The following is a 12,189-nucleotide window of genomic DNA, read 5'->3' as shown; positions in this document are numbered from 1 at the left end:
TCAGCCGCTCTGGCCGCGTCCGCGCGCCTGGACGGCGGCCCGCCGCGCCTCGATCTCCTCGGCCGAAATCCCGGCATTGTCCGCCGCCCGCTCGCGTTCGAGCGCAAGGCCCTCGGCGAAACTCGCGGCAAAGCCGTCATCGATCAGTTTCAGATAGCCGGTCAGCATATCGGGCTCGACCGACAGCATGTCTTCGGCCAGCCGCCGCGCCTCGGGCAGCAGATCGCCGGCCGCCACCACGCGATTGACGAGACCCCAGCGCTCCGCCTGCTCGGCGGCGATGAAATTGCCGGTCAGCGACAGTTCCTTGGCGCGCGAAATGCCGATCAGGCGGCTCAGCTTCTGGCTGAGGCCCCAGCCCGGCATCACGCCGACCCGCGCGTGGGTATCGGCGAAGCGGGAATTTTCGCTCGCGATCAGCACGTCGCACGCCAGCGCCAACTCGAACCCGCCGGTGATCGCAACCCCGTTGATGGCGCCGATCACCGGGCCGCTGAAGCAGCCGAGCGCGGTGACCGGGTCCTCTACCTCGACGGCATCGCCGACGCTCGACGCGCCCGACCCCAGCTCCTTGAGATCGAGGCCGGCGCTGAAGGCGCGCTCGCCCGCACCGGTCAGGATCAGCACGCGGATGGCGGGATCGTCCTCCATCGCGCGCACCGTTCGCGCCAGTTCGGCGCGCAAGGCCGCGGACAAGGCGTTCATCGCCTCGGGGCGGTTCAAGGTCAAAACGGCATAGCCGTCGCCGCGCTCGATATCGACAAGTGCCATCGGCTCAGCTCTCCTGTTTGTAGCGGCCGACGAAACCGCGTGCGAAAGCCGCGAAGGTGCCGCCCGCTATCGCCTCGCGCATTCCGGCCATCAGCGATTGATAGAAGAAGATGTTGTGCTCGGTCATCAGCATCGCGCCGAGAATTTCGCCTGAGCGGACTAGATGGTGGAGATAGGCGCGCGACCATTGGCCGCAGACCGGGCAGCCGCATTCGGGATCGAGCGGTCCCGTATCCTCGGCGAAGCGGGCATTCCGGATGTTGATCGGGCCCTCGGCGGTGAATGCCTGCCCCGTGCGGCCGGATCGGGTCGGCAGTACGCAATCGAACATGTCGATGCCGCGCGCGACCGCGCCGACCAGATCGTCGGGCTTGCCGACGCCCATCAGATAGCGCGGCCTGTCCACCGGAAACTGGGCGGGGGCGAAATCGAGGCAGCCGAACATGGCCTCCTGCCCTTCCCCGACCGCCAGCCCGCCGACCGCATAGCCGTCGAACCCGATATCGATCAGCGCGTCGGCCGACGCCTTGCGCAACCCCTCGTCCAGCCCGCCCTGCTGGATGCCGAACAGCGCTCCCTCATTGCCGAGATCGTCGAAGGCGTCGCGCGAGCGCTTAGCCCAGCGCATCGAGCGCTCCATCGCCCCGGCCTGCGCTTCGGGCGTGTCGGTGGTCTTCACGAGCTGGTCGAACGCCATGACGATGTCCGATCCCAGCAGGGTCTGGACCTCCATCGAGCGTTCCGGACTCAGCATATGGCGGGAGCCATCGATGTGGCTGGCAAAGGCGACGCCCTCTTCGCTGACTTTCGTGAGATCGGACAGGCTCATCACCTGATAGCCGCCGCTGTCGGTCAGGATCGGCCGGTCCCAGCCCATGAAATCATGCAGCCCGCCCAGCTTCGCGATCCGCTCGGCTCCTGGGCGCAACATCAGGTGGTAGGTGTTGCCGAGGATGATGTCGGCGCCCGCAGCGCGGACGTCCGCCGGTTTCATCGCCTTGACCGTCGCCGCCGTGCCGACCGGCATGAAGGCCGGCGTGCGGATTTCGCCCCGCCGCATCCGGATCGCGCCGGTCCGGGCGCCGCCGTCGGTCGCGGCGATGGAAAAGGCGAAACGGGGTTCGGTCATCGGAACTCGGAAAATCGTGAAACGGAGAGGCGCGAGCGACCGTTAGCGCATGCGCCAGAGCGGAAAAAGCGCAAAGCAGAGCTGGCCGGCAAGACCGCTGAGCCCCGCGGGCTCCATCATCCGCGTCGCATAGAGCATCGGTGCCTCTCCGAACAGAAGGACCGCGAGCAGCATCTCCGCGGCCAGGAGCAGCACAAGGGCGATCGCGCCCATGGCAAATCGCGCCGAAACCTGCGGGCTGACGGCGTAACGCCGGATCGCCCAGCCGCACACGAACCAGGCGATCGCAAGGATGACGGGCAGTTCGATCAGCGTCGCCGCCCATTCGCCCACCGCCGGGACGAGAAGGAGTATGCGGATCGTGCCCAGAACGAAGCCCGCGGCGAAGACCAGGAGAAAATAGGACAGTCCGGCTTTCGCAGCGTCGATCATTGCAAACTCCCCAACACGATGGCCGTGGCCCGGCTATTCCGGAACTAGCAGGCTCGCATCCCCATAGCTGTAGAAGCGGTAGCCCTTCTCGATCGCATGGGCATAGGCGGCCAGCATCCGCTCGCGACCCATCAGCGCGCTGACCAGCATGAAAAGGGTCGAACGCGGCAGATGGAAGTTGGTCATCAGGCCGTCGATCGCCCGGAACCGGTAGCCGGGCGTAATGAAGATGTCGGTGTCGCCGTCGAACGGATGGATGACCGCGTCCTCGTCGGCCGCGCTTTCAAGGAGGCGCAGACTCGTCGTGCCGACCGCGATGATGCGCCCGCCCGCCCTGCGGACCGCGTTCAGCCGCTCGGCGGTCTCAGTGCCGATGCGGCCCCATTCGGAATGCATGACATGATCGTCGCTGTCGTCCGCCTTGACGGGAAGGAAGGTTCCGGCGCCGACGTGCAGGGTCAGCGTGACATGACCGATGCCCGCCGCGCCGAGCCGGTCGATCAGTTCGGGCGTGAAGTGCAATGCGGCGGTCGGCGCGGCGACGGCGCCCTTCTCGCGCGCGAACATCGTCTGATAGTCTTCCGCGTCGCGCTCGTCGGTCGGCCGCTTCCCTGCGATATAGGGCGGCAGCGGCATGGTTCCGGCGCGTTCGAGCAGCAGTTCGACGGGCTCGTCGCCTTCGAAGCTGAGCAGGAAACTGCCGTCCGGTCCGCGATCCGAGGCGATCGCCGCCACGTCTCCGCCGAAATCGATCCGGTCGCCGTCGCGCACCCGCTTCGCGTTGCGGATGAAGGCGCGCCACTGGCGCAGTCCCTCGCGCTTGTGGAGCGTCGCGCCGATCTTCGCCTCCCCGCGCCGCCCTTCGAGCTGGGCGGGTATGACGCGGGTATCGTTGAAGACGAGCATGTCGCCCGCGCGCAGGCAGTCCGGCAAGTCCCGGGCCAGCCGGTCCCGCATCGCATCACCCTCGACGACCAGCATGCGCGCGCTGTCGCGCGGGCTGGCCGGGCGGAGCGCTATGCGGTCTTCGGGGAGCGCGAAATCGAAAAGATCGACACGCACCGGTCGGTTATTGCGGCGTCTCGTCCGCCAGTTCGCCGAGGGCCGCTTCGAGCGCGACGGCCTGGTCGTTGGCGGCCGGTTGCGTCATCGCCGCGATTTCGGCGGCGGTCGGCGGCGGCACATTGTCGGCCGCGATCGAAGCCCGGATGATGCGCGCCGGATTGGCCGGCGGCTCGCCGCGCGGAATCGCGTCGACATATTGCATGCCGTCCACGACCCGGCCGAACGCCGAATAGTTCCGGTCGAGCCCCATATTGGGCATGAACATGATGTAGAACTGGCTGTTCGCGCTGTTCGGATCGGTGGCGCGCGCCATCGAGACGGTGCCGCGGACATGCGGCAGGGTCGTGAATTCGGCAGCGAGATCGGGCAGTTGCGAACCGCCCTGCCCGGTCCCGGTCGGATCGCCCGTCTGCGCCATGAAACCGTCGATCACGCGGTGAAAGATGACGCCGTTGTAGAAGCCCTGGCGCGCCAGCGTCTTCACCCGTTCGACATGATTGGGCGCCGCATCGGGCCGCAGCCGGATCGTCACGCGACCGCCGGTCGACAGGTCCAGCAGCAACGTATTCTCCGGATCGGCTTCCGGCGTCGCGCCCGACGCGTAGGTGATGCCCGGCGTCGCGCTGACATCGGCAACGCCGCCATCGTCCTGCGCGTGAGCGGCGCTGCCCATCGCAAAGGCGAGCAGGGAAAACAGAAATATTCTCAAACGCATACTATCCTCGTCAATTCGCTGTCGCCGCCGATTCCAGACCATGGCGGCAGAATTTTTCCATGCTTTAGCCCAACCAGCTTCCGGCTGAAAGGAGGATGAACGACGAACCGTCAATCGCCCTTCCGGCCGAGCTTTTCGACGCGCGCCTTCATCTCGCGCTCGACGGTGGGCGTGACAAATTTGTGGATATCGCCGCCATACATCGCGATTTCCTTCACCAGCCGCGACGCGATCGGCTGCAGCGCGACATCGGCCATCAGGAACAGCGTCTCGATATCGTCGTTGAGCTGCTGGTTCATTCCCGCCATCTGGAACTCATATTCGAAATCGGCGACGGCGCGCAGGCCGCGGACGATCACGGTGGCCCCCTGGCGTTCGGCGAAATCCATCAGCAGCGAATTGAAATGGACGACGCGGATGTCGCCCTCGCAGTCGGCGACCTCCCGTTTCACGGTTTCGAGCCGCTCGTCGTCGGTGAACATCGGCGATTTGCTCGGATTGGTCGTCACCCCGATGATGAGCGTATCGACGAGCTTCGCCCCCCGGCGGATGATATCCATATGGCCGAGCGTGATCGGATCGAACGTCCCGGGATAAACCCCTACCCTGTTGGCGCTCATCAATGGGTCCTTTCTATCGAGAAGCGGGCGATCGCGCGCAGCATGTCGGCTTCCTCGCCGAAATCGCGCAGATGATCGATCGCCTGTTCGACGAGCATCTCCGCCTGCCGGCGGGCGCGATCGACGCCGAGCAGGGACACGAAGGTCGCCTTGCCGGCTTCGGCGTCCTTGCCGACCCTTTTGCCCGTGACTTCCTCGTCGCCGGTCACATCGAGCAGGTCGTCGGCGATCTGGAACGCAAGGCCGATATCGCGGGCATAGCCCCGCAGGTGCGTGCGGCTTTCCGGCGGAATCCGGGCCATGATGCAGGCGGCCTCGAGGCAGAAGCCGATGAGCGCGCCGGTCTTGAGCTGCTGCAGGCGGGTGACGGCCGGCAGATCGAGCTCGCGATGCTCGGCCTCCAGATCCATCATCTGGCCGCCGCCCATCCCGCCGGGCCCGCTGGCCTGCGCCAGCGCCGCCATCAGTTCGGCGCGGACAAAGGGATCGGCATGGGTCGCTTCGTCGCCGAGTATCTCGAACGCGAGCGCGAGCAGGCAATCCCCCGCCAGCACCGCAGTCGCCTCGTCGAACGCCTTGTGCACCGTCGGCTTGCCGCGGCGCATATCGTCATCGTCCATGCACGGCAGATCGTCGTGGATCAGCGAATAGACGTGGATGCACTCGACCGCGAAACCGGCGCGCATCGCGCTGTCGCGGTCGACGTTGAAGATCTGGCAGGCGGCGACGACGAGCATCGGCCGGAGCCGCTTGCCGCCGCCGATCGCCGCATAGCGCATCGCTTCATAGAGCTTCGCGCGCGAATCGCCGGGCACCTTCAGCCAGGTATCGAACAGGATATCGACATCCTTGGCCATGCGCTCCAGCGCGGGCTTCAGACCTAGGGAAACGACGGGCATCGGTCAGGCGGGATCGAGCGGTTCGACGCCGGTCGGCTTGCCGTCCGCATCGAGCTGCAGCTTGTCGATCCGGGCCTTGGCAGCCTTGAGCCGCGCTTCGCATTGCGCCCTGAGCTTGTCGCCGCGCGCATACAGCGCGATCGATTCGTCCAGCGGCGCTTCGCCGGCTTCGAGCTTGCGGACGATCGCCTCGAGCTCCTCGAGCGCGGCTTCGAAGGAGAGATCGGCGATTCCGGTGGCGCTTTCGTCAGTCATGCAGTCGCTATGGGCGAGCGACCGAGCTATGGTCAAGCAAGAGCCGCACGCTATACGCGATTCGACAGGCTCAGGGGGACGCCTGCCAAAATTGAAGGAGCGAGACCATGCCTACGCAAGTCAATCCGGCCACCGGCGAAGAGGGCGAAACCTTCCCCGAACTGAGCGATGACCAGATTGAGGCGAAACTCGCAAAGGCGGCGGCGGCCTTTCGCCACTGGCGCAACACCGAATATAAGACCCGCACCGACCTGCTGACGCAAATCGCCAATCAATATGGGCAGCGGCGAGACGAACTGGCGGCGATCATCACCATGGAGATGGGCAAACCCGTCAAACAGGCGCGCGCCGAGATCGAGAAGTGCGAAAAGGCGTTCCGCTTCTACGCGGAAAACGGCCCGCACATGCTGAATCCCATCGAACGGCAGCTGGTGAGCGGCCGCTCGGTCTCGCGCTGGCTGCCGCAAGGCCCGGTGCTCGCCGTGATGCCGTGGAACTATCCGTTCTGGCAGGTCGTGCGCTTCATGGCGCCGACCATCATGGCCGGCAATGTCGGCCTGCTCAAACATGCGAGCTCCACGCCCGGATGCGCGGCCGCGCTCGAACAGATCGTGCTGGATGCCGGCGGGCCCGAGGGGCTGTTCCAGAACATGCATATCAGCTCCTCGAAAGTGGCGGGAATCATCGCGGACGACCGCGTCGTGGCGGTCACGATCACCGGCAGCGAAGGTGCCGGGATCAAGGTCGCGGAGGCGGCCGGGCACAATCTCAAAAAGGTGGTGCTGGAACTGGGCGGCTCGGACCCGTTCATCGTCATGCCGAGCGCGGACGTAAGGAAAGCGGCCGAAACCGCGGTGACGGCACGGCTGCAAAATGCCGGGCAGAGCTGCATCTGCGGCAAGCGCATGGTCGTCCATGAGGATGTGTATGACGAATTCATGGACATCTTCACCGAGGGCGTGAAGACGATCAGGATCGGCGATCCGACCGACGAAGGCACGGAAATGGGCCCGCTCTCCAGCGAAGGCGCGCGCGACGACATCGCCGAGCAGCTGGAAAAGGCGGTCCGGTCCGGCGCGACCAAGATCTATGGCGGGGACATTCCCGACAAGCCGGGCGCCTGGATGACGCCCGCGATCCTAACCGGCATCCCGGAAGACGCGCCGGTCGCCCGGGAAGAGTTTTTCGGCCCCGTGGCGATGGTCTTCAAGGTCAAGGATATCGACGAGGCGATCACGGTCGCGAACAACATCCCCTTCGGCCTCGGATCGAGCGCCTGGACGACGGACGAGAGCGAGAAAGAGCGCTTCATCCGCGACATCGAGGCCGGGATGACGGCGATCAACCAGATGCTGGCCTCCGACCCCTATGCGCCGTTCGGCGGGGTGAAACGGTCCGGCCATGGCCGCGAACTGGGGTCGCACGGCCTGCACGAATTCATGAACCTGAAGAATGTGATGCTGCCCGAATGAGCGCGCCGGAGCTCGCCGCGCCGCTCACCCTCCCCTGCGGCGCGACACTGCCGAACCGGATCGCCAAGGCGGCGATGACCGAGGGGCTGGCGACGATCGACGGCAAGCCGACCGAAGAGCTCGAGCGATTGTACGGGATCTGGTCGGACGGCGGCGCCGGGATGCTGCTCTCCGGCAATATCCAGGTCGATCGCGACCATCTCGAACGGCCGGGCAACGTCATCATCCACGGCGAACCCGATGCCGAACTAGCAGCCCGACTGGCCAGCTGGGCGGCCGCGGCGACCCGGGGCGGCAATCATTTCTGGGCGCAGCTCAGCCATGGCGGACGGCAGACCCAGGCGATCGTCAATCCGCATCCCAAGGCGCCCTCGGCGGTGAAGCTCGGCTTGCCGGGCGGCCAGTTCGGCGAACCCGTCGCTCTGACGATCGACGAGATACACGATGTCCGGGACCGGTTCGCGATCGCCGCCCGGGCCGTGAAGGATGCCGGATTCACCGGCGTGCAGGTGCATGGCGCCCATGGCTATCTGCTCTCCTCTTTCCTCTCGCCGCGCGCGAACCGGCGCGACGACGATTATGGCGGATCGCTCGAAAACCGGGCGCGCTTCCTGCTCGAGACCGTCGGCGCGGTGCGCGACGCCGTCGGCGCCAACTTCCCGGTCTCGGTGAAGCTCAACAGCGCCGACTTCCAGCGCGGCGGCTTCCAGTTCGAAGACAGCCTGCAAGTCGCGCAATGGCTGGGCGAGGCCGGCATCGACCTGCTCGAAATCTCGGGCGGGAACTACGAACAGCCCAAGCTGCTCGGCATCGAGGGGATGGAGAGCGAGCAGAGGCAGAATGTCGCGCCCTCGACCGCCCGGCGCGAGGCCTATTTCGTCGATTTCGCGCTGGCGATGCAGGACAAGGTTTCGGTGCCGCTGATGGTGACCGGCGGGTTCCGGAGCCGCGCGGCGATGGACCATGCGCTCGACGGCGGCGCGGCGGACGTGATCGGCATCGGCCGCCCCTTCTGCCACACCCCGGATGCGGCGCGGCGGGTGCTGGACGGCGCGGAAAGGCTGCCGACGCCGGAAGACGAGCTGGCGCTGATCCCGCACTGGCTGGGTTTCCTCAAGCGGCTGCAGATGCTCAAGGCGATCGACGGCTTCGCCACCCAATACTGGTTCTACAGCCAGCTCTACGCGCTGGGCCGGACCGGCGGCACGGCGCCCGAGCGTTCCGTCTTCGCCGCGTTCCGCGAGGTCGAGGCGACGCACAAGCGGCTGATGGCGCAGCGCGGCTGAGCGGTCTTCCGCGCATCCGCAGCCGCCTTCATCCGGTCTCCACGCAACAATATTGCGATAAGTTTACATAGTTCACACACAGACTTGTCGGAGCCGGGCGCGCCCGCGCCCCCATTGCTGCCGCAAAGCCATCCGTTTCGCGCTATATCGGATCAGATAATTTCCTACATTTCAAGGATTTGCATATGTTTTCGTCATTGCGAGGGCCGAAGGGCCGCGGCAATCCAGAGCCGCGGACGCCATCGCTTGCGGCTCTGGATTGCTTCGTCGCCCCGAAACAAGTTCGGGGCTTCTCGCAATGACGATCACCCTTCAACCAAGGCCAATCGTATTCTAGCCTTCGCCCTCTTCCGCCCGGAGCGCCTTGCGGTCGAGCTTGCCGATCATCGTCTTCGGAAGTTCGTCGCGCACGACGACCGCCTTCACCTGTTCATGCTTGCCGAGCTGCGGGTTCAGCCAGTTCGCCAGGTCCTCGCCCGTCACGTCGCCGCCCCTTTCGAGGGTCACGAACGCCTTCGGCTTCTCGCCGGTATAGGCGTCGGGGACGCCGATCACGAGCGCCTCCTTCACCGCCGGATGCCGGTATAGGATTTCCTCGAGCTGGCTCGGGAACACCTTGAAACCGGACACCGCGATCATGTCCTTCAGCCGGTCGACGATGAAGATATAGCCCTCCTCGTCGATCGTCCCGACATCGCCGGTGCGCAGGAAGCCGTCGTGCAGAATCTGGTCGTCGGCATCGGGCCGGTTCCAGTATCCGTACATGATCTGCGGCCCGGCGATCACGATCTCGCCCGGCTCGCCCTCGGGCGCGGGTTCGTTCGGATTTTCCTTGTCGACGAGCCGGACGATCGTCGCCGGGGCCGGCTGGCCGATCGAGCCCGTCTTGTTCTCGCCGTGATAGGGATTGCAGGAGACGACGCCCGAGCTTTCGGTGAGCCCATAGCCCTCGACCAGCTTCGCGCCGGTCAGCGCCTCGAACTTGGACTTGGTCTCGGCGGGCAACGGCGCGCCGCCCGAAATGCAGACCCGCAGCGAGCTGAAATCGGTCTTCGCGGTCTGCGGATGATCGAGCAGCGCGGTATACATGGTCGGAACACCGGGCAGCGCGGTCGCCTTGGTCCGCTCGATCGCCTTCAATGCCTGGGCGGCATTCCAGCGCGGCAGCATGATGATCTCGCCGCCGCGCAGCACCGTCCGGTTGAGCACCGTCGCATTGGCGAAGACGTGGAAGAAGGGCAGCACGCCCATGATCCGGTCCTCGGCCTCCGGCTCGGGGTCCAGCGCCTGGATCTGGCGGGCGTTGGCGGTAATGTTCTGGTGGGTGAGCATCGCGCCCTTGGGCACTCCCGTCGTGCCGCCGGTATATTGGATGAGCGCGATATCCTTGCGCGGATCGATCGGTACGCGCCCGCAATCGCCCTTGTTGTCGACGAGCTCGCTGAACGGGATGACGTCGCGGCGCTTCGGAATGTCGACCGATTCGCCGCCCTTGAACACCCGGAACAGCAGCGACTTCGCCAGCGGCAGCGCCTCGACCACGGTGCCGACCACCAGTTTTTCGAGCGGGGATTGCTCGAGCACCTCGAGCGCCGTCGGCAGCAGCGCCTTGGCCGACAGGGTGAACAGCAGTTTCGTGCCCGAATCCTCGACCTGGTGGGTCAGCTCGTCGACCGTGTAGAGCGGCGAGAAATTGACGACCGTCGCGCCCATCTTCATCGCGCCATAATAGGCGGCGAGATAATGCGGCACGTTCGGCAGGAAGAGCCCGATCCGGTCGCCCTTCCTGATCCCGAGCTTCTGGAGGCCGCGGGCGACGCGGTTCACGCCGAGCCGGACATCGGCATAGCTGTATTTCCGCCCCATGAAGTCGGCGAGATAGGCGTCGGGATGCGCCGCCGCGCTGTCGGCGAACATCTGGGGCACGGTGAGCGGCGCATAGCTCTTGTCCCAGGTGCCGGGATGGCGGTAATCTTGGCGCCAAATATCAGGAATCTCGACCATAATCGCCCTATAGCAACGCCGATTGGCAAATCAAGCTACTTACACAAGTGTCAATAATTCGGTATGACATCGAACGAAGCCCTTTCCGAAAAACGGTGCGATTCCGATTGCCCGGCACCGGAATTCCGCCGGGTCGCATCGGTTTTATGGCGTAGCGAGACGCGACTGTGAATGCCCTGATCCAACAGCTTGTCGCAATCCAGGTCGGGATTCCGCTTCTTCTCATCGTGGCGAACGCAGTCGTGCCGAGCAATTCGGGTACCGCGCTTCTTTTGCGCTTCACGGCGATCGGACTGGCGATCGCCTATCTGTCGCTGGCCGGATTATGGCTGTTTCCGCCATGGTGGACGCCCTATGCGCTCGGCCTCGCCCACATCCTCGGGACGACCATCGCCGCTCGCCGGCTGGCCGGGTCGGAGCGCACCCGAAGACGATGGCTCGTGGCGGGCGAGATGGGCGTCTGCGCGATCGCCCTGGCCGGGATGGCGGCGCTTCTCTTTCCGGCCATCGCGGGGAGGCAGGCTCCGGCCGACACCGTGGATCTCGCCGCGCCGCTGGACTCGGGTCGGTATCTGGTCGTCAGCGGGGGAACGACGCCGGCGCTCAATCCGCATCTGATGACGCTCTCCGGCGCGCGTTTCGCGGCCTATCGCGGCCAGAGCCATGCGGTCGACATCATCGGCATCGACGATTGGGGCTTCCGGGCGCCGGGCATCGGTCCGCGGGACCCGCGCCGCTACTCCATCTACGGCGCGAGGATCCTCGCGCCCTGCTCGGGACGGGTCGTGGGCGTATCGGACGGCTCGCCCGACATGCCGGTGCCGGAGATGGACCGGTCCGACATGACCGGCAATCACGTCCGCATCGCATGCGACGGCGGGATCGTCGTCCTCGCCCATATGGCGCCCGGATCGGTGCGGCCGGCCCCGGGCGACGATATCGAAAGCGGCGCATGGATCGGCAATGTCGGCAATTCGGGCAACACCAACGAGCCGCATCTCCACATTCACGTCCAACGCGGCTCGCCCGACGACATGCCGATCGCCGGAGAACCGCTATGGTTCACCGTCGGCGGTCGGCTCCTGACGAGAAACGATCGGCTGCAGATCGAATGACGATCCGCAGCGGCTAGTCGTCCTTCTTCCTGAACAGCTCTTCCGCGCCTTCGGGAAGCGGCTTGGCGGGCGCGTCTTCGGACGGCATGTCCGGCCAGCCCGACGCCGACTCGCTTTCGGTCTCCGCTTCCGGTTCCGCGGTTTCGCCAGCCGCTTCGGCCGCTTCCGCCGCGAGCAGGGCTTCGGCCTCGGCCGCCGCGACGCGGCGCTCCTGGCGCAGTTCCTCGATCAGCGCCTCGCGATCGCCCTCGATCGTCTCGTCCTTGGGCGCTTCGATACCGGCCTTCTTGGCCGCCTTGGCGACGACGGCGTCGAGCTCGCGCTGCGAACACAGGCCGAGCGTCACCGGGTCCTTGGGAACGATCTCCGCGATGTTCCAGTGGGTGCGATCGCGGATCGCGTTGATCGTGTTGCGCGTCGTGCCGA

General features: G+C 65.9%; 13 protein-coding genes. 3 read left to right on the top strand and 10 right to left on the bottom strand.

The genetic code is table 11. The features are described 5' to 3' along the window. From ACTS1X_RS08190 to ACTS1X_RS08155, 8 genes are all read right to left on the bottom strand, one after another. Entirely contained in the window at window positions 1-771 is a 771-nt protein-coding gene (locus ACTS1X_RS08190) for an enoyl-CoA hydratase (protein ID WP_442613898.1), read from the bottom strand. Window positions 772-775: 4 nt separating this feature from the next. Beyond that, on the bottom strand, window positions 776-1,900 hold the full coding sequence (gene tgt / locus ACTS1X_RS08185) for a tRNA guanosine(34) transglycosylase Tgt (RefSeq protein WP_442613897.1): 1,125 nt from the start codon (window positions 1,898-1,900) through the stop codon (window positions 776-778). Window positions 1,901-1,942: 42 nt separating this feature from the next. After that, the gene (locus ACTS1X_RS08180; RefSeq protein WP_442613896.1) at window positions 1,943-2,332 is read right to left on the bottom strand and encodes a hypothetical protein; all 390 of its coding nucleotides are present in this window, start codon (window positions 2,330-2,332) and stop codon (window positions 1,943-1,945) included. Between the two features lie 33 nt (window positions 2,333-2,365). Beyond that, entirely contained in the window at window positions 2,366-3,394 is a 1,029-nt protein-coding gene (gene queA, locus ACTS1X_RS08175) for a tRNA preQ1(34) S-adenosylmethionine ribosyltransferase-isomerase QueA (protein WP_442613895.1), read from the bottom strand. A 7-nt stretch (window positions 3,395-3,401) separates the two neighbouring features. Then, window positions 3,402-4,112 (bottom strand): peptidylprolyl isomerase, encoded by a 711-nt coding sequence (locus ACTS1X_RS08170; protein WP_442613894.1) that lies wholly within the window; start codon window positions 4,110-4,112, stop codon window positions 3,402-3,404. 110 nt (window positions 4,113-4,222) lie between these two features. Then, complete coding sequence (coaD, locus tag ACTS1X_RS08165; RefSeq protein ID WP_442613893.1) at window positions 4,223-4,732, bottom strand: pantetheine-phosphate adenylyltransferase; 510 nt, start codon at window positions 4,730-4,732, stop codon at window positions 4,223-4,225. Continuing rightward, window positions 4,732-5,631, bottom strand: a complete 900-nt coding sequence (locus tag ACTS1X_RS08160; protein WP_442613892.1) for a polyprenyl synthetase family protein — start codon at window positions 5,629-5,631, stop codon at window positions 4,732-4,734. Before ACTS1X_RS08160 ends, coaD begins: the two co-directional genes overlap by 1 nt. Window positions 5,632-5,634: 3 nt before the next feature. Continuing rightward, window positions 5,635-5,886, bottom strand: a complete 252-nt coding sequence (locus ACTS1X_RS08155; protein ID WP_442613891.1) for an exodeoxyribonuclease VII small subunit — start codon at window positions 5,884-5,886, stop codon at window positions 5,635-5,637. A 107-nt stretch (window positions 5,887-5,993) separates the two neighbouring features. Between ACTS1X_RS08155 and ACTS1X_RS08150 the strand changes: the two genes are divergently transcribed. Together ACTS1X_RS08150 and ACTS1X_RS08145 are read left to right on the top strand one after the other, a co-directional pair. Further along, complete coding sequence (locus ACTS1X_RS08150; RefSeq protein WP_442613890.1) at window positions 5,994-7,358, top strand: NAD-dependent succinate-semialdehyde dehydrogenase; 1,365 nt, start codon at window positions 5,994-5,996, stop codon at window positions 7,356-7,358. Continuing rightward, window positions 7,355-8,644 (top strand): NADH:flavin oxidoreductase/NADH oxidase family protein, encoded by a 1,290-nt coding sequence (locus ACTS1X_RS08145; protein ID WP_442613889.1) that lies wholly within the window; start codon window positions 7,355-7,357, stop codon window positions 8,642-8,644. Before ACTS1X_RS08150 ends, ACTS1X_RS08145 begins: the two co-directional genes overlap by 4 nt. Before the next feature lie 333 nt (window positions 8,645-8,977). Here ACTS1X_RS08145 and ACTS1X_RS08140 read toward each other — a convergent pair whose 3' ends face one another. After that, complete coding sequence (locus ACTS1X_RS08140; protein WP_442613888.1) at window positions 8,978-10,648, bottom strand: long-chain-fatty-acid--CoA ligase; 1,671 nt, start codon at window positions 10,646-10,648, stop codon at window positions 8,978-8,980. A gap of 227 nt (window positions 10,649-10,875) precedes the next feature. Between ACTS1X_RS08140 and ACTS1X_RS08135 the strand changes: the two genes are divergently transcribed. Further along, window positions 10,876-11,763: a peptidoglycan DD-metalloendopeptidase family protein gene (locus ACTS1X_RS08135; RefSeq protein ID WP_442613887.1), complete on the top strand. Its 888-nt coding sequence runs from the start codon at window positions 10,876-10,878 to the stop codon at window positions 11,761-11,763. Between the two features lie 13 nt (window positions 11,764-11,776). Here ACTS1X_RS08135 and ACTS1X_RS08130 read toward each other — a convergent pair. Next, window positions 11,777-12,189 (bottom strand): cell cycle transcriptional regulator TrcR (locus ACTS1X_RS08130; RefSeq protein ID WP_442613886.1); only part of this gene is annotated, 413 nt, incomplete at its 5' end.

This window comes from Parasphingopyxis sp. (assembly GCF_052168275.1).
Classification (GTDB): Bacteria; Pseudomonadota; Alphaproteobacteria; order Sphingomonadales; family Sphingomonadaceae; genus Parasphingopyxis.
This window is presented reverse-complemented; position numbering and strand designations above follow the sequence as displayed.